Source organism: Halostagnicola sp. A-GB9-2 (assembly GCF_030068615.1).
Classification (GTDB): domain Archaea; phylum Halobacteriota; class Halobacteria; order Halobacteriales; family Natrialbaceae; genus Halostagnicola.
In genome coordinates this window covers 34332-51377 of the sequence record NZ_JASJOC010000007.1, presented here as the reverse complement: position 1 = coordinate 51377, position 17046 = coordinate 34332, and the positions used below count along the sequence as shown (strand labels likewise).

The 17046-nt window shown below is 59.7% G+C and carries 13 protein-coding genes; 9 read left to right on the top strand and 4 right to left on the bottom strand.

What is annotated here, in order from left to right; all coding sequences use genetic code 11:
• The first annotated feature begins 16 nt into the window (after positions 1 to 16).
• From QNM96_RS16490 to QNM96_RS16475, 4 genes are all read left to right on the top strand, one after another.
• Complete coding sequence (locus QNM96_RS16490; RefSeq protein ID WP_283837714.1) at positions 17 to 1396, top strand: SLC13 family permease; 1380 nt, start codon at positions 17 to 19, stop codon at positions 1394 to 1396.
• 92 nt (positions 1397 to 1488) lie between these two features.
• The gene (locus tag QNM96_RS16485) at positions 1489 to 1917 is read left to right on the top strand and encodes a universal stress protein (RefSeq protein ID WP_283837713.1); all 429 of its coding nucleotides are present in this window, start codon (positions 1489 to 1491) and stop codon (positions 1915 to 1917) included.
• Positions 1918 to 2020: 103 nt separating this feature from the next.
• Positions 2021 to 4264 (top strand): alpha-L-arabinofuranosidase C-terminal domain-containing protein, encoded by a 2244-nt coding sequence (locus QNM96_RS16480; RefSeq protein WP_283837712.1) that lies wholly within the window; start codon positions 2021 to 2023, stop codon positions 4262 to 4264.
• 87 nt (positions 4265 to 4351) lie between these two features.
• Positions 4352 to 5479, top strand: a complete 1128-nt coding sequence (locus QNM96_RS16475) for a M24 family metallopeptidase (protein WP_283837711.1) — start codon at positions 4352 to 4354, stop codon at positions 5477 to 5479.
• 849 nt (positions 5480 to 6328) lie between these two features.
• On the opposite strand, the gene QNM96_RS16470 is transcribed toward QNM96_RS16475, so the two are convergent.
• Complete coding sequence (locus tag QNM96_RS16470) at positions 6329 to 7315, bottom strand: LLM class flavin-dependent oxidoreductase (protein WP_283837710.1); 987 nt, start codon at positions 7313 to 7315, stop codon at positions 6329 to 6331.
• A gap of 535 nt (positions 7316 to 7850) precedes the next feature.
• Between QNM96_RS16470 and QNM96_RS16465 the strand changes: the two genes are divergently transcribed.
• The 3 genes from QNM96_RS16465 (at position 7851) to QNM96_RS16455 (ending at position 12289) form a co-directional block, all read left to right on the top strand.
• Complete coding sequence (locus QNM96_RS16465) at positions 7851 to 9743, top strand: hypothetical protein (protein WP_283837709.1); 1893 nt, start codon at positions 7851 to 7853, stop codon at positions 9741 to 9743.
• Positions 9744 to 9916: 173 nt separating this feature from the next.
• Complete coding sequence (locus QNM96_RS16460) at positions 9917 to 11008, top strand: lactonase family protein (protein WP_283837707.1); 1092 nt, start codon at positions 9917 to 9919, stop codon at positions 11006 to 11008.
• Between the two features lie 342 nt (positions 11009 to 11350).
• Positions 11351 to 12289 carry a dihydrodipicolinate synthase family protein gene (locus QNM96_RS16455; protein WP_283837706.1) on the top strand — a complete coding sequence of 313 codons (939 nt, stop codon included), beginning with the start codon at positions 11351 to 11353 and terminating at the stop codon, positions 12287 to 12289.
• Between the two features lie 40 nt (positions 12290 to 12329).
• On the opposite strand, the gene QNM96_RS16450 is transcribed toward QNM96_RS16455, so the two are convergent.
• Together QNM96_RS16450 and QNM96_RS16445 are read right to left on the bottom strand one after the other, a co-directional pair.
• Entirely contained in the window at positions 12330 to 13571 is a 1242-nt protein-coding gene (locus QNM96_RS16450; protein ID WP_283837705.1) for a mandelate racemase/muconate lactonizing enzyme family protein, read from the bottom strand.
• Positions 13572 to 13672: 101 nt separating this feature from the next.
• The gene (locus QNM96_RS16445) at positions 13673 to 14446 is read right to left on the bottom strand and encodes an IclR family transcriptional regulator (protein WP_283837703.1); all 774 of its coding nucleotides are present in this window, start codon (positions 14444 to 14446) and stop codon (positions 13673 to 13675) included.
• 308 nt (positions 14447 to 14754) lie between these two features.
• On the opposite strand from QNM96_RS16445, the gene QNM96_RS16440 reads away from it, so the two are divergent.
• Together QNM96_RS16440 and QNM96_RS16435 are read left to right on the top strand one after the other, a co-directional pair.
• On the top strand, positions 14755 to 15705 hold the full coding sequence (locus QNM96_RS16440) for a dihydrodipicolinate synthase family protein (RefSeq protein WP_283837701.1): 951 nt from the start codon (positions 14755 to 14757) through the stop codon (positions 15703 to 15705).
• 86 nt (positions 15706 to 15791) lie between these two features.
• Positions 15792 to 16526 carry a ThuA domain-containing protein gene (locus tag QNM96_RS16435; protein ID WP_283837700.1) on the top strand — a complete coding sequence of 245 codons (735 nt, stop codon included), beginning with the start codon at positions 15792 to 15794 and terminating at the stop codon, positions 16524 to 16526.
• Positions 16527 to 16579: 53 nt separating this feature from the next.
• Here QNM96_RS16435 and QNM96_RS16430 read toward each other — a convergent pair whose 3' ends face one another.
• On the bottom strand, positions 16580 to 17014 hold the full coding sequence (locus QNM96_RS16430) for a DNA-binding protein (RefSeq protein ID WP_283837699.1): 435 nt from the start codon (positions 17012 to 17014) through the stop codon (positions 16580 to 16582).
• Between the last annotated feature and the right edge of the window lie 32 nt (positions 17015 to 17046).

The window sequence follows — 17046 nt, the reverse complement described above, 5'->3', positions numbered from 1 at the left end:
CTCTGAATGTGTGAGTATGGCATTCGAAAACCCACTCGTTGTCTTCGGAATCGGGCTGATAGTCGTCGTCGCGTTGCTGGTCTGGTTGCGCGTCCCCGCGTTTATCGGGCTGGTAATCGCGACGATTGTCGTCGGTGCGGCGACGGCCGAAGTGCCGTTGAGCCAGGTTCCTGAGGAGACGGCAACCGGCTTCGGTGAGACGATGATCAGCATCGGTATCCCGATTCTCATGGCTGCCATAATCGGGAAAACGATGATGGAAAGCGGTGCCGCAGAACGAATCGTTCGTTGGTTCCAATCGTTTACGAGCGAGGGGAACTCATATCTCGCATTGGGTGGCTCGAGCGGCGTACTCGCTATCCCCGTCTTCTTCGACAACGTGTTCTTTTTGCTAGCGCCGTTGGCCCGTTCGATGCGTGCACGAACGGGCCGAGATTACGCCCTGTTCATCACTATCGTCGGCGCGGCCGGAGTAACGGCACACGGCTTTATCCCGCCGACGCCCGGACCGCTCGCAGTGGCGCTCGAGCTCGGCGTCGATGTCGGCGCGACGATATTGGTGGGTCTCGTCGTTGCTCTTCCCACGGTATTCGTTTCTGGTGTCCTGTACGGAAAGTGGATCAACAGCAAGATGGAGATTCCGCTTCGAGAGACGATGGGTTCGTCGGTCGAACGCGTCGAGGAGTTGGCCGACCGTCCGACAGCCAAATTACCGGGGATGGTCGAAGCGATGCTTCCAATTTTGCTGGCGGTGTTTTTGATCGCCTCGAACACGACGGTGGATACGTTGATCGAAGCCGGATTCCTCGTCGAAGGTGGCGCTGCGGACGTGGCATCTAGCTTTGTCGGTGATGCGAACATCGCGTTGACCGCCGCCGCCCTCGCCGCGGCGATCACCTACTACCGGATGGAATCGCTCAGCCGAGAGGTGTGGTCCGACGAACTAGTCGAATCGCTTCAGAGCGGCGGACACATTGCTGCGATCACCGCCGCCGGTGGTGCCTTCGGCGGGATGCTCGCGCTGTCTGGAATCGGTGACTACATCGCGACCACGTTGGAAGGTATCGGCATTCCGCTATTGGTCGCCGGATTCGTTATCGCCGCGACGATCCGTATTGCCCAGGGGTCGGCCACGGTCGCCCTCCTCACGACTGCAGGCATTATGGCTCCGCTCGTCGGTGACCTGTCGGTCCACCCCGTTTACCTCGTCATGATCATCGGGGCAGGTGGAACGATTTTCTCCTGGTACAACGACAGCGGATTCTGGATCGTCAAAGAAATCGGCGGATTGACCCAGGAGGAGACGTTCAAAATCTGGACCGCGCTTACCACAATCGTCTCAATTACTGGGTTCGCCGTCGTGATGGTTCTCTCGTCGCTCTTCCCGCTGACCTAGTATCCGTTTGTCTCTCGTTTCTATCCTTCTCGTCTCCGACGGTCCTTTTCGGGCGCAAATCTATTTACGGGTCGACGTGAAATCGTCTGCGTATGACAATCATCGCAGCGATCGACGGGGAGGACGGCTCGGATAGCGTCATTTCCGAAGGGAGCACGCTCGCCGAACGGTTCGACGAACCGCTCGAGGTGATCCTCGTCTACGAGGCGGGCGACCACGCCTACCTCGTCAACCAGTACATGAACGAGGTCGAATCCCTGTCCGCAGAGCAAGCGCAGAAACTCGCCGAGGAAGTCATCGCCGATGTCTCCTCGGGCGTCACCGACGACTACGAACCTGTCGGTCGAGTAGGCGATCCCGCCGAGGAAATTCTTGGCTACGCTGACGAGGTTGGCGCGAATTACCTCGTCATCGGCGGTCGGTCTCGTTCCCCAGTCGGGAAGGCGTTGTTCGGGAGCGTCACCCAATCGGTACTGTTGGACGCTGATCGACCGGTCGTTACAATATTGGACGAGCCATAGCGGTCGGCGGTCGAGTCTTCCGTGGGATCTTCCCTCGTGGAGCAACGTTCTTCGATCGTTCCGGGAGGAATGAACTTATTACCCTCGGCGAAAATTCATAACTATGACGAGTCGACAGTTGTTAACGCACCACCCGGCGGCCAGCGACGACGACCACGGCGATACGGCGACGATCGTGGTCGATCCGACGGAGCGTTCCGCAGAACCGATCGATCCGAAACTGTTCGGAAAGTTCGGTGAACACCTCTATTCGACGCGGAACGCGAAGAATTCCTTCACCGCCCAAATCCTCCACAACCCGACGTTCGGAAACTGGAAGTTCCAGGTCGAACACGCGTCCGTCGATGGCGGACGACCGTCTGTCCACGACGCCGAGACGAAAGCTGAACGAATCGAAGCGTACGCCGATACTCGAGAGTATCCCGACTCGACCCGGCTCATCGAGGCCTACCGTAGCGCGACCGCCCTCTGGTGGTTCCCGGTCGGCGACGACGAGATCAACGGGGTCGCCGAGATCGACGGCGTCGACATCACGACGAGCCCGGACGTGGGAATCGCCGGCGACCGTGCTCAGCGCCTCGAGGTATCGGCTACGGAACTCTCTCCCTGCTCTGAATCGGCGGACGATCGGTCGCTGGAGCATTCGGCCGGCATCGCCCAGTGGTGTCATCTTCCGACCCATCGCACGCACGATTTCGAAGGATCGATCACGGCCCGAGCCGCGTCGCCGACGACGCTCACCGTTTCGCTCCGCGAAGTCGGGCCGACGGGCGAACTCAAGCGCACCCTCGACGACACCACGGTGTCCGTAGATAAATCGTGGGATAGTATTGACTTCGACCTTCGGGTTCCGGACGATATCGAGACCGGTCGTGACACGCTTTTCGCCTTCAGCGTGACGACCGACTCGCCGGCAAACGTCGTACTCGACGCGGCGCTGTTGTATCCGGACGATCACGTCGATAGGGCCGACCCGGAAATAGTCGAGTATCTCCGCGACGCAGAGTTACCCGTGTTTCGGTGGCCCGGCGGCAACTTCGTTTCGGGCTATCGCTGGCGAGATGGCGTCGGTCCGACCGAGGAACGACCGACGAAGCCAAATCCGGCATGGGACGGCCTCGAGCCGAACCTGTTCGGAACGGTCGAGTTTCTGGAGTTCTGCGAACGGATCGGCTGCGAGCCGATGATCTGCGTCAATGCTGGGGACGGGTCCGCCGAGGAGGCCGCCCGATGGGTCGAGTACTGTAACGGCTCCACGGAGACGGCCATGGGCGCGCTCCGCGCGGCACACGGCCATCCGGAGTCCTTCGATGTTACCTACTGGGAGGTCGGAAACGAGGTGTACGGCCCGTGGCAAGTCAGTTGGACGACACCCGACGGCTACGCGGATCGATTCGCCCGATTTCACGAAGCGATGGTCGATGTGGACGACGATATCGAAGTACTGGCGTGTGGAAACCGGCTGACCGACTGGAACGATCCCGTTCTGTCGACGGCCGCGGATCGTGTTGATTGGCTCACTGACCACGTTCTCGTCGGAACGCACGTCGGACCGGAGACCGACCAAACCGAACTGTACAACGCTCACATGGCGCTCGCCGATCAGGTGATGGACGAGTACGACGACGTTCTCGAGGACATGCGGGCGGCCGACGTCGACGACCCGCGGATCGCGCTCACCGAGTTACAGCTCTTTACGTTCCCGGATCGGGAACAGTGGGAGGGCATAGAAGAGTCGCCGGAACTACCGACCAACAAATCCGTTTCCGAGGCCGTCTACGACGCGACGTTCGTCCACGAGAGCGTTCGTTCGGGTGCCGTCGACATGCTCACTCACTCGGGTGCCGGAAACCACGGTGGCGGGCTTCGGAAGCACCACGAACGCGTCTGGGCGGATCCGTGTTACTACTATCACCGAATGGGGTCGTCGCTATTTGACGCGAGGCCGCTGGCGGTCGAACTCAGCTGTGATACCTACGATACCGAGACGGCGTTCGCGACCGACACTGAAGACCTGTTCGGGGAACTCCCCACCGTCTCGGCGGTTCCCGTTCTCGATCCACTCGCAGTCTCGAGCCGGTCGGGCGACGAACTGGTCGTCGAATTGGTCCACCGCGACGCGACGGCCGGGGAGATTGACGCCACGATCGAACTCGAGGACGGATTCGATCCCGGCCCGGAGGCGACGGTCACGACGCTCGCCGGCGAGACGATGGCCGCGGAAAACACGTTCGAAGAGCCGGAAACCGTGGTTCCATCCCAAAATTCCGTTTCCGTCGATGGTCGCTCGACGACCGTCTCCGTTCCGCCGTTTTCGATCGTCCGTGTAACGTTCTCGGAAAACTAAGGGACGCGCGTCCACGTCTCGACGAATGAGTTTCTCTATTACGACTGTCGAGAAAGACTTATACTCGAGATAGACGGTATGAACGATATGAGTGCTCCTGCAAGTGTCAAACACGATCGTATCCGGACTGAACTCGACGAACGCGCACTCTCCGAACTGTGGCTCCTTCGACCGGAGAACGTCGCCTGGTTCGCGGGTGGGACTACCGTCGTCGATGAAGCGAGTGCTACTGGCGTCGCCGCGCTCGGTATCCCCGCGGACGGATCGTCCGTTCGGTTGCTCGCGCCGAACAATGAAATCGATCGTATTCGAGCGGAAGAACTCCCGCGACTCGACGATTCTCCCCTCGATATCGAACCAGAACAGTACGAGTGGCACGAGTCGCCGCTGTCGGATGCCGTGGCCGAACGTGGTTGCTCACCGGCAGGAGCGGATGTCCGAATCGATGGAATGCAGACGGTCGACCCGTCCCCGCTTCGAGCGCCGCTTCCAAGCGCCGAGATCGATCGGTATCGAACCGCTTGTCTCGAGACGACACGTGCCGTCGAAGCGGTCGGGAACGAGGTGACTGCCGAGACCACGGAACGGGAGGCTGCAACGGCGCTTCGACGCGAACTCTCAACTCGAGGATTCGCCGCGCCGGTGGTTCTCGTGGGCGGTTCCGACCGGTCGATGCGAGAACGACACTTCACGCCCACGGCCGCCCCGTTGAACGAGTTCGGGCATCTCACGGTCGTCGCTCGACGCGGCGGCCACAACGTCGCCGTTACAAGGACGGTGGCGTTCGATCTGCCGGAGTGGTTCCGCGAACGTCACGAAGCGACGGCTCGAGTTGCCGCGACGGCCATCGCTGCGACCGCCGAAGCGTCACGAACTGGTGGGACTGCAGGCGACGTCTTCGACGCGATTCAGGAGGCGTACGCCGAGACCGGATACGCTAACGAGTGGCGTCAGCACCACCAGGGTGGCGAAATCGGCTACGAGAGCCGCGAGTGGACGGCTACACCCGGTTCGGCGATGCCGATTTGCGCGCCGATGCCCTTCGCCTGGAACCCGACGATTCAGGGAACGAAGTGCGAGGAGACGGTCCTCCTCGAGGCCGGAGGTAACGGAGTCGATGTCCTCACGTCGACGGATGAGTGGCCGACGGCGAAATACGAGGCGGTCGGGTTCGAGGAGAGCGTTTCGTTGCACGAACCGTTGTTGAAGGATTGACGTACGAAAAATCACATCATTCATAAGGAGGGGCGATAACCAAATAATTGGGTCGTCGACGGTCGTCTGCCCACATATCGAATCGATACGACCGGACTACCATAGCCGTCGTAGCTCACTGAATGTCACCGGCGACCCTCTCTGACTTCGTGTCGATTGTGCGTCGGGTATCCTGATTCCTCCAACCGACTAACTGAGCCGATTCTGCTCTTGTGGTATAGTGGTCCGGTGACCGGTGAGGTGCGCGCACGAACTTTATCCGTTACGCATGCGAGACAATCGGTTACCGTCGCAGTATTGTACCATTTGTATATAAATATCACTACCTAAACTATTATTTGATTATGGCTGTACTCGTCCACGACAATTGGCTTGAATCAAATCCCGTTGGTATGGCTTCCAAATGAGCTGTATATCCGGATACCAAGCACGAATATTTCCAGTATATCGAGGGTAATTCGCACAAGCGTGATCGGTTTTCTGACTCGTTCGATTCATTTACCTTGAGCCAGTTGGAATCGGTACTCCCCGATCTTTCGTTCATGATTGCCCTCTCAGTGTGTTGCAGACGAATTGTTCCGGAGGTAAATACTCAGCAGTTTCTACCTGAATAAACCATAAGCAAACAAGCTATTTTAAAAACCACCCAACAATACTATGTTGTTTCCATGTAGACATCGTCTATAATTTGATAGCAGGAAGTCGAGTTCGCTGACAGTGTTGGTCCTCGAGGGGGAGCCGTCCGAAGTGTGCTCACTCTTTCGGAAAACGCTTCTGGTCGGCGTTATAACGCTGAAATACGCTGTTTGGCTCTTGATCCGTTTATCGAACGGCTCGTTCCAATTCGTCTCAGCTGAACTCGGGGATGACTTCGTCGCCGAACAGTTCGATCTGGTCTCGAACCATCTCCGTCGACATCCCCGAATGATGGAATCGGAGCGCCAGGTGATCGAGCGGGAACCGGTCGCGTATATCTTCGATCTGTTCGACTATCTGTTCGGGCGTTCCGTAGATAAACCGGTCCTCGGCTAACGATTCGAACTGTTCGACGGAATCAGCGGTCATCAGCGGATGCGAAAACTCCCCGCCATATTCGTCGCGATACGTTCGGTGGACGTATTCTCTGCGCTCTCTGACTTCCGCCTCGGTCCGGCCGATGACGGCCTCGCGCATGAGCGGATGTTCGACCGAGGCCCAGTCGACACCCCGTTCGTCGGCGACCGCTCGTTGTTTCTCCTTTCGATCTTGTACGGTCTCAAGGTCTGCGACGACGCCCGGAACCCACGCGTCGCTAAATTTGACCGAGCGAGCGATCTGTTTGTCCCCCCAGCCGCCGATCCAGAGCGATGGACGTGGATTCTGTACCGTCTTCGGAAGCGGTTGCCAGTCTTCGACCTCGAAGAACGGGCACTCGTAGGAAATCGGCTCTTCCGAACTGAGAAACTCATCAATGAATCGAATGCCCTCGATCATTCGACCGGCGCGTTCGTCCATCGGCGCGTCGAACGCGTCGAACTCCTTTTCGACATAGCCGAGTCCGACCCCCAGCGTCAGTCGTCCGCCCGAAATGTTGTCGAGCATCGCAGCACGTTGGGCGACGTGAAGCGGGTGATACAGCGGGAGAATCAAGACCGACGTGACTAACTCGAGCTCGTCGGTCGCGGTTCCGATGCTCGTGAGCCGTGTCAGGGGAGACGGCCAGTAATTGTCTCCCTCCGTCGCCTGATGGTCGTTCACCCAGCACGATCGGAAACCGACGCTCTCCGCGCGTCGACACGTTTCGTTGACTCCGTCCCAGGAGTCACCACCCTCTGTCGGGAAGATTCCAAACTTCATGCTACCTCCAAAATCAGTTTCTCCCTACAAAAGTGTTTTGCTCGTCGCGGTCTGAACATTGTCGCTAAGGGCGTGATACGGCTGTTTTGGCCACTTCCCCGTTCCGTAGATGGGAACATACTCGATGTCTGGTGTGAAGGCGAACCGCACCGCTCAGTTCTCTCTCGCCGCTGGTTCGTGACTGAACTGATTTTCGGTTCGTCGTTGTGTTTCGAACTGTTCTCGGATACCGAACGAGTGATTCGTTCATCCCCTGATCGTGTTACTCACATTCGATAGGGTGCGGTACGGTTCTGATATACTGTGCGGTTGCGTTTGTCCCTTACTCAGTCTCGAGATTCCGACGGCCGATTGTAATTACATAGATATGGCTGTAATTGCCCGACGGAAACCGTTCCCGATAAGGGAACAACTGGTGGCCAATACGAGATTACCGAAATCGCCGATTCAACCGGGATGGCCCGACGAAGGTGTCACACCTGTCGACGCTCGTTGACCCAAATATTAATGAGTATATCAGACGCGTCTACTGTATATGTTCGAGATAACGGCACGTACGCAGCGGAAAACCCAGCCCGAGTGGTCGAGGCTCCAACGAAGCCTCTTCGAGGTGATGCGAACGTCGGTCGACCGCTTCGTAGACGACTACGTTGCTGACAGCGGCGAGCCGCTGTGGCCTCCCGACGGTCACGTCGGCTCCGACGGCTTCGACGATATCGTGGAGGGAGTGTACAATTGGCCACTGGTCTACGCGATGGGCGGCGACGAATCAGTTCTCGAGCACGCTCGAGACGTGTACAACGGTGCCCTGCGCCGGGCGAGCGAGACTCCGACGCCGTTCGGGCATCCGATGGTTGTCGACGAGTTCGAACACTGTCGAGACTGGTTCCACATGGGCGAGGGGAATCTGTACACGTACAACATGGGGCTGGCGGCTCCGGACGACGCAGCCGTCGTCGAACGGGCCGAGCGGTTCGCTGGGCTGTACTTCGACGACGCAGACGCGAACAATTACGACGCGGAGAATCGCCTCGTTCGCGGTCCGATGAACGGTGGAGCGGGGCCGGATCACGCCGATTTTTCGGCGTACGAACACCATCCGTACGGTGCCGACTACCGGTGGGCGAGTCACGGCCTTCCCTGGCGAGACCTCGAGTTCGAGGAGGCCGCAGATCTTCTCGATCCCGGGACCGAAGATCGGCTCTTCGAGGTGTTGAACGAACGGTGTGGAAAAGGGGATATCCCGCTCAATCTCAACATTACGAGCCTGATGACCAACGCGTATCTCCACACCGGAGACGAGACGTACCGGGAGTGGGCGATCACCTATCTCGAGGCCTGGCGCGAGCGAACGGCGGAAAACGGCGGGATCATCCCTGACAACGTCGGACGATCGGGCGAGATCGGCGAGTACACTGACGGGCGGTGGTACGGCGGCTACTACGGCTGGTCGTGGGGCGGCTGGCACTATGTTGGCATCGGCCCGATGGTCGCGGCGGAGAACGCCGTTCTGCTCGAGGGTGAGAGAGAGTTTCTCGAGTTCCCGCGCTCGCAACTCGATATCCTCATCGAAAACGGGATCGAGGTGAGCGAGGATGCGGTCCACGACACGCTCTACGTTCCACACAAGTACGGCGGCGAAGGGGACTACCACTACGACGCAGGCGGCGTCCTCACCGAAGACGATGGCGAAGTGCTGTGGCGCGACGGCTGGTACGAGTTCAAACCCCATAGGGACGACCCCTACGCCGTTCACCTCTGGTACATGTCGATGTCCGACGCCGACCGTGAACGGGTCCGTCGGCTTCGAGACTGGAGCAAACAGGATTGGCGGCGCGTGGACCCGAGAGCGTCGACCAAGCACGGTGCGGGCCACGAGTACGCCTGGCTCGCCTACCTCGACGGCGAGTTTCCCGATTACCCCTCGCGTCTCATGAAAGCGAATCACGAGCGCGTCCAGGAACAACTCGAGCTTATGCGCCGGGAGGATACCGCTCGGGCAGAGTTGGACGAGGACTACCTTCGCGACCGAAACCCCGTCTTCCACCGCGGTTTGCTTCAACTGACGATGGGTGCCCCACAGCCGGTGTACTACGGCGGACTCGTGATGGCACAGATTCGTCACTTCGATGCGGGCCGCCAACGGCCCGGGTTACCCGAAGACGTTGCCGCACTCGTCACGAACGTCGATGCTGACGGCATCGATCTGACGCTCGTCAACGGTGGTGGGCGAGACCGCGAACTGATCGTGCAGGCGGGTGCCTACGCCGAACACGAGTTCGAGACCGTCAGCTACAACGACGGATCGTCGCGCGTCGACTCGAACACCCTTCGCGTCTCGATACCGTCGGGTACTCGCCTGTCTCTCTCGGCGGAGCTGGATCGGTTCACGAACGATCCGACGTACGCGCTCCCGTGGAATCGGTGATCGGGAGTGGAATCGATATTCGGGCAGGACCGGTATTCGTCCGTGGCAGTGGTGATCGACCTGCCGAAACACTCGTCCACAATGAGTTGCGGTACCGAAAACCCCGTATCCGAAACAACTGGCTGACGGCGTTCATCGGTGAAGTTAAGCGGCGAGTAGTCAAAGAAGGTGGTGTGACCAGTCAGCGTTCGTTTCTGGTAGTCGTTTGCTCAGCCGCAGGCGAAAGCGACGGGGCCGTACACGGATACCGCTTCGATCCAGACGCCGACCGATTCCGTCGGCAAGCCTCGACACCCCTCGAGAACCCCTCCTTCGTCGCGGTCCACCCGGATCGGCGGTCGCTCTACGCGGTCGAACGCGTCGACGGCGGCGTGCTTGCCGCATTCGAGTTCGACGACCGAACCGGTGCGCTGGGAGCGCTGAACCGGAAGCCAAGTCGGGGCACCGGACCGTGTTACGTCGACGTCGACCCGGACGGACGGGTCGTCACGCTCGCCAATTATCAGGGGGGAACCGTCGCCGCGTATCCGATCGAAGCTGACGGCCGTCTGAGCGATACCTGCACCGTTCTCGAGCACGAGGGCTCGAGCGTCGATTCGAATCGACAGCGCGAACCGCATCCCCACGCCGCCCGCTTCGGGCCGGAGAACCGCTTCGTTTACGTTCCAGATCTCGGCACCGATTGCATCGAGAGCTACCGATGCGCATCGAGTGACGTGATCTCAGGAACCGGTTGCGACGAACCCCCGATCCTCGAGGCCACAGCGAACGGAGTTTCGATTCACGAGGGAGCAGGTCCCCGACACCTGGACTTTCATCCCGACGGTCGGTTTGCGTACGTGGTGAACGAACTCGATTCGACGGTGACCGTTCTCGAACGGCAGTCGACCACGGGCGAACTCGAACCGGTTCACTCCGTTTCGACCCTCCCGCCAGCTTTCGACGACGACAATACCGCTGCCGATATTCACGTTCATCCGACGGGCCGGTGGGTGTACGCGACCAATCGGGGCCACGACAGTATCGCCGTCTTCGAGACCGACAGTAGTGGTAATCTCCTCCGCCCCATGGATCACGTGTCCGCTCGAGGCCGGACGCCGCGCACGTTCACTCTCGCCCCGAACGGCGAGTACCTCTTCGTCGCGAACCAGCACGGCGAGAACGTCGTCGCCTACCGAATCGACGCTGATTCCGGTTCGCTTTCCGCGGTGGCGTCGGTCACCGTGCAGAAACCGGTCTGTGTCGAGGCCCTGAAACTGCGGTAATTCGTCTGGTAGTGAGTAAGAGCCTACCAAGCACCGGTCGGTCGAACTGACCGTCAACCGTCGAAGCGAACCGGCTCCTCGAGTTAATTCGTTCACCGGTGCAAGTAGCTCGCCCACATCAGCGCCGTCGCCGTTGTGATAAGCGGGCTTGCCGTTGAGACGACGCGGTCGACCGAAGCTGTGTCGATCAGACTATAGCGGGTCCGTTTTTGGGACGCCAAACGTAGTGCCGGACGGACCGAACGCTGTCTCGAGGAACTCGACTACACGTACTGGGGATACCGCGTTTTGCGTTCGATTTTCGCCGATGGGTTTATACTCCCTGCGGCGGACAGTAATTTCATGTCACTGTCTGCCGAGCAGGTACAGGATTGCCTCCGCGGCGTTGCCGTTGGCCTCCTGACACCGTTCGACGACCAGCACCGCATTGAGTACGATAAACTCCGCGAGAACGCACAGACGCTTTCTGAAAGCGGTGTCGGAACGTTCCTCGCGAGTGCCAACATCAGCGAGTATCACTCGCTCTCTCGAGACGAACGAGTGGCAGTCGCCGAGACGAGCGTCGACGCTCTCCCGGACGACGCCTGCGTTCTCGCCGGGGTCGGCGGCAGTACAAGCGAGGCTCAGGACCTGATTCGCGCGTACGATGACGGCGGCGTCGACGCGATGATGATCATGCCGCCTGATCACACGTATATTCACGAGCAGGGCTTGCTCGACTACTATCGCGAACTCGATCACGTGACCGAGACGCCGCTGGTTCCGTACGTCCGCGGGTTCGATCCGTCGGTCGAGTACCTGGATGCGCTGACCCGCATTGACGGCGTCGTCGGTATCAAGTACGCGATTGCGGATTCGGTGAAGCTCGGTGCAGGCGTCGCCGCCGGAGCTGATGACGTCGTCTGGGTCGACGGTCTCGCCGAGCCGTACGCGGTCTCGTTCTGGGCGGAGGGTGTCGAGGGATTCTCGGCGGGCGTGAGCAACTTCCGCCCCGAGGTCGGTCTCGAGCTCTTCGACGCGCTCTCGAGCGGCGACTGGGAGTACGCACGCACGCTTCGAAACATCTGTCTCCCCTACCAGCGCTTCAGGGAAGAAAACGGGCAGGGTAACGACATCGACGGCGCGATCAGCGTCTCAGCCGTCAAAAAAGGGTTACAGTTAGCCGGCCTCAACGGCGGCCGCGTTCGGGAACCGATCAAACCGCTCGCCCCGGAGACGGCCCAACGGGCGGAGGAACTCTATAGCCAACTCGACGACGATATCGACCGGGTAATCAACTGAGCGTGTTCGACTACGTGGAGGCACCTCCCGCTTTGTGCCCCTACTCGTCGTCGTAGTGAAACTCCGTCCACGGACCGTCGACGAAGGCGTACTCCTCGAGCACGTCGAGGTTCACGTCGACGCCGAGTCCGGGACCGTCCGGGACGGTCAATCGGCCGTCCTCGACCGCGGGTTCGCCCTCGATGATATCGAACGCGAGGTCGAACGGGTACATTCCCGGATCCGTTGGTTCGTCGAAGAGCGGATCGTCCTCGAAGACGGGATACTCGAGCAATCGAGTGCCCGGCGCCGCGGCAACGAGATGGGCGTTTGCGAGGAGTCCGAGCCACGTTCCGAAGTTGTGCGGGACGAACTCGACATCGCGTCCGTGACAGTACTGGACTGCCGGCTCACATCCGGTAAACCCTTCGTGGTGACGGACGTCTCCCTGCAAGAACTCGACTGCACCGGTTTTCCCCAGTTCCACGAGGGAGTTCGGCGAGTCTTTGCTCTCGCCCCCAGCGAGCGGAGCGCCGGTTTCCGCGAGCGTTGCGTATCCCTCGTGGTCGTTGGGCTTGACCGGCTCCTCGATCCAGTACGCGCCGGCTTCCGTCGCGTACTCGACGAGTTCTCGGACGGTATCGTCGCCGTAGGATCGACGGAGCTTCCACCAGGTGTGGACATCGAGCATGAACTCCGTCTCTGTGAGCGCGTCCGCGAGGAGATCGATGGTCCGGCGGTCACCATCGGGACCGATCCCGGGACGGTACTTGTACCCGAAAAATCCCAGTTCCGCTATGACCTCGGCCTGCCGGGCGTACCCTTCCGGTTCCATGTACATTCCCGCGCTGGCGTACAACGGCATCCGTTTCGTCGGTTCGCTTCCGTACGCGTCGGCGAGAAGCTCGTAGATCGGGATCCCGAGTTCTTTTCCCCGGAGATCGTACAGGGCGACGTCGATCGCGGAAATGGCCTCCGTTCGGAGGTGTGCTGGTAGATCGGTTTCGGAGATATAGCCGGCGGCGTCTGCGATTTTATCTACCGTCCGTCCCTCGAGAGCTTCTGCAACGGATCCTCCGATAACGTCGGCGAACGTGCCCTGGGAGTCACCCTCGAAGTACTCGCGCATTTCGGAACTGCTCGCCCCGGCCGTCGAGAACCCCTGTCGTCCGTCCGCGGTTTCGACGAGGACGAGTACGACGTCTCGCTTGTTCAGCCGCCGCGTCCCGCCGTGGAACGACCGATCCTGCGGCGGTTCGATCGGTGATGACAGCGCGTATCCAGTAACTTCGCTAACCTTCATACGTACACGTACGAACCCGGAAGCATAATGGTACCGTCTCACAACATAATCGTGCCCCTTCGGCGGACCTGCTCGTATTGGAGTCTCCCTGTCCTCGTCGCTTACGAGAACTTCGTATTGACCTCAATGACGTTCGCAGCTCGCATCACGTACTTCGAGAGGTCGTCGTGAAGCCGTTCGTCGGTAAACCGACTCGAGGGACCGGTGATACTGATCGCACCCATGACCGAATCACCGTCTCTGACGGGTGCGGCGACACAGCGAAGCCCCTCGAAGTTCTCCTCGTCGTCGATGGCGTACCCCCGTTCTCGCGTTCGCTCGAGTTCCTCGAGGAGTTCGTCGCGACAGGTGACCGTTTTGGCGGTCGATGTCGTGTAGTCGATCGACTCGATAAGCGCTTCTGTTCGCTCGGGTGGTAGAAACGCCAGAACCGTCTTGCCCAGGGATGTCGAGTGGAGGGGTTGTTGTGTTCCGACTCGGGACGCCGTGACGACTGCTCTGTCGCCGTTGGCCTTGTAGAGGTACGAAATCTTTTGGTGCTCTTCCATCCCGAACTGGGCTATCTCTCCGGTTTCGGCCGCCAACTCATCGGTTTCTTCTCTGATCACGTCGTAGTTCTCGACCTGTTTGCGCACGTGATTCGCCATATCGAGAACGCGAAGGCTCAATCGATAGCCGTCGTCCTCGCGGACGATGATCTCCCGCTCGCATAGCGTTCGGAGATGGCTATGGATCGTACTCTTCGAGTGACCCAGCTCCGTCGCGAGCTCCGTGACCCCGGCCCCCTTTTGCGTCTGTAACTGCTCGATGATGTTGAAGGCTATTTGGACCGACCGAATCGTTCGGCCCGGGTTTCCGTCCATAGCGCGTGACATACGGTACCAATGGGATTGTTAATATATAAAGTTGTTCAAATGTAAGGAATTAAACAACTGGTCGTATTCCGATTTTCGGGACGTTCTCGACTCGTTGTTGGTTGCGGTTGCCACTGCCAACGACTTTCGAACGCCTCGATTCGACAGTCTGGCGTTCGAAGCGATGCGGCCAAGATTAGGTTTCGAAACGGTAGTCGTGTTCCACAGAACATACCTGTGGTATCCGCCAACGGTTGCTCGCTCGACTCTCGTTCGTGTCACACGAAACCAAATCTTTTTCGTGACCGATGCTGATGTTCGCATACCGCATGCTATACGACGAATTTCGAGAGCTGAAAGACCGGATTGCAGGTGGCATCATCCCGGCAACGGCGACCCCGTGGACGCCGGAACCCGAGTACGATCTCGCCGAAGCCGACCTTCGACGGCTCGTCGAGTACCTGACCGGGATCGATGGCATCGTCGCGGTCATCGCGAACGCACACACCGGCGAGTGCAAGCTCCTGTCTCGAGAGATGAAACAGGAGGTTATTCGCGTTCACAAGGAGGCCGCGGCTGACACCCCAGTCTTCTCGGGCGTCTACGGCGAGAATTCGCTTCAGGCCGCCGAGATGGCGCGCGAGGCACAGGAGGCCGGTGCCGACGCGGTCATGTTACTCCCGCTCGACACCTACGCAAATCAAGATCCACGAACGCCCGTCGAGCACTTCGAACGCGTCGCCGACGCCGTCGATATTCCACTTATCAACTTCCAGTTCCCGACGTGGGGAAGCTCCGGCATTCCCATTAGCGCACACGTCGAAATCTGTGAGCACCCTTCGGTTATCGCGTTCAAGGAAGCGTCGTTCGATCCGGTTCGCTACGAGGAAACCGTACGAGCCCTTGATCACGCCAGAGACGACTTCACTATGATGACGGGTAACGACACGTTCCTTACCCACGCGTACCAACTCGGCTCGGAAACCGGACTCATCGGATACGGTAATCTGGTTCCGGAACTCCAGGTCGAGAAGCTGCGGGCGGTCCGAAACGACGATATGGTGCGTGCAAAGGAGATCCGCGAAACGATGTTGCCCCTGACCAATCACGTCTTCGGCGAACCGCAGGGTCGCTACCGCGCTCGAACGAAAGTTGCCCTCGAGATGCAGGGGATTTTCGAGCACGATACGCTCTTGCCGCCACAACAACAGATCGGAATGGAAGAACGGCAGGAACTCCGGGAAATCCTCGCAGACCTCGGCGAACTCGACCCGCTGTAACGATTGAGCCCGAGAACGTGAGAGGCGACGAGACGAACGATCGCCGAGCCGAACACTTTTATCGCTCTCGGCCGACCACTCTCCGTATGACAGTTCAGGTCACAGTTTGGAACGAATACGTTCACGAACGCGAAGACGAGCACGTTCGTGAGCTGTATCCCAACGGCATCCACGGCGCCATCGCCGATGGTCTCGAGTCCGGCAACCGGACTGTCCAAACGGCGACGTTACAGGAACCGGACCACGGACTCACCGAGGCCGTCCTCGAGGAAACGGACGTGCTCGTCTGGTGGTCCCACTGTGCGAACGGCGAGGTCCGCGACGAAATCGCAGACCGCGTGGTCGATCGAGTGCACAGCGGGATGGGGTTCGTCCCCGTCCACTCGGGAAAGAACTCGAAACCGTTCGAGCGATTGATGGGAACGACCTGTGCTATCAAGTACCGCCACGGTGGGGAAACGGAACGAATCTGGGTCGCCGATCCCGGTCATCCGATCGCCGACGGACTCGAGGAGTCCTTTGAGATCCCGTCGACCGAAATGTACGGCGAACCCTATGACGTTCCCGAACCCGATCGAACCGTCTTTATCTCGTGGTTCGAAGGCGGGGAAGTGTTTCGCTCTGGGCTCTGTTATCGGCGCGGTCGCGGTCGGATATTCGCGTTTCGGCCGGGACACGAGGAGTACCCCATCTTCTTTCAGGACGAGGTTCGTCGTGTGCTCTCGAACGCGGTCGACTGGGCGGCCCCGACGGCGGGTGCGACTGCCGTTCGAGGCGAAGTCGAACCGGTCGAGTCGATTGAATCGACCGACGACCCGTAAGCGGTTCTCTCGTCGCCGCTTTGCCGACTAATAGAAGGCCTCCCCTTGCTGGACTACCGCTCTTGTAACACTGACACGTTCATCTCGTTCGTGCGGCGCGTCATCTCGATCCCCTCGATGGGTCGGATAACGATCTCGCAGGTAACGTGGACTTCGGTTCCGTCCTCGAGGTGACCGGCGATCGTCTCTTCGCCGTTGTAGGCGATGACGTGCAGGTGGGGTTCGCCGTCGGCGATCGCCCCGTCGATCGTGCCGACCTCCCACGCCCCCTCGCGTTCTTCGAACACGTTTCGCTCATCGGGCTCGCTCGGGAACGCCGCGGTTGGGACGTAGTGGTAGTTCAAGGTTCGAAGCGTCGCGATTCCCGAAACGATGACGCCTGAATCGATGCCGTGCTCCTCGCAGACGTCACGGACGGACTCGAGGAGCAGGTCACCCGAGCCGAGTCGGACGAATACGTGGCCGTCGTCTGCCTGAACTGCGTTCATTTGAAAGCTCCTAGCGAACCTCTGTCAAGGAG

Bases quoted from the DNA above. Each gene is read 5' to 3' on its own strand.
- QNM96_RS16490 (WP_283837714.1), top strand. From the start codon at position 17: ATGGCATTCGAAAACCCACTCGTTGTCTTCGGAATCGGGCTGATAGTC.
- QNM96_RS16485 (WP_283837713.1), top strand. From the start codon at position 1,489: ATGACAATCATCGCAGCGATCGACGGGGAGGACGGCTCGGATAGCGTC.
- QNM96_RS16480 (WP_283837712.1), top strand. From the start codon at position 2,021: ATGACGAGTCGACAGTTGTTAACGCACCACCCGGCGGCCAGCGACGAC.
- QNM96_RS16475 (WP_283837711.1), top strand. From the start codon at position 4,352: ATGAGTGCTCCTGCAAGTGTCAAACACGATCGTATCCGGACTGAACTC.
- QNM96_RS16470 (WP_283837710.1), bottom strand. From the start codon at position 7,315: ATGAAGTTTGGAATCTTCCCGACAGAGGGTGGTGACTCCTGGGACGGA.
- QNM96_RS16465 (WP_283837709.1), top strand. From the start codon at position 7,851: ATGTTCGAGATAACGGCACGTACGCAGCGGAAAACCCAGCCCGAGTGG.
- QNM96_RS16455 (WP_283837706.1), top strand. From the start codon at position 11,351: ATGTCACTGTCTGCCGAGCAGGTACAGGATTGCCTCCGCGGCGTTGCC.
- QNM96_RS16450 (WP_283837705.1), bottom strand. From the start codon at position 13,571: ATGAAGGTTAGCGAAGTTACTGGATACGCGCTGTCATCACCGATCGAA.
- QNM96_RS16445 (WP_283837703.1), bottom strand. From the start codon at position 14,446: ATGTCACGCGCTATGGACGGAAACCCGGGCCGAACGATTCGGTCGGTC.
- QNM96_RS16440 (WP_283837701.1), top strand. From the start codon at position 14,755: ATGCTATACGACGAATTTCGAGAGCTGAAAGACCGGATTGCAGGTGGC.
- QNM96_RS16435 (WP_283837700.1), top strand. From the start codon at position 15,792: ATGACAGTTCAGGTCACAGTTTGGAACGAATACGTTCACGAACGCGAA.
- QNM96_RS16430 (WP_283837699.1), bottom strand. From the start codon at position 17,014: ATGAACGCAGTTCAGGCAGACGACGGCCACGTATTCGTCCGACTCGGC.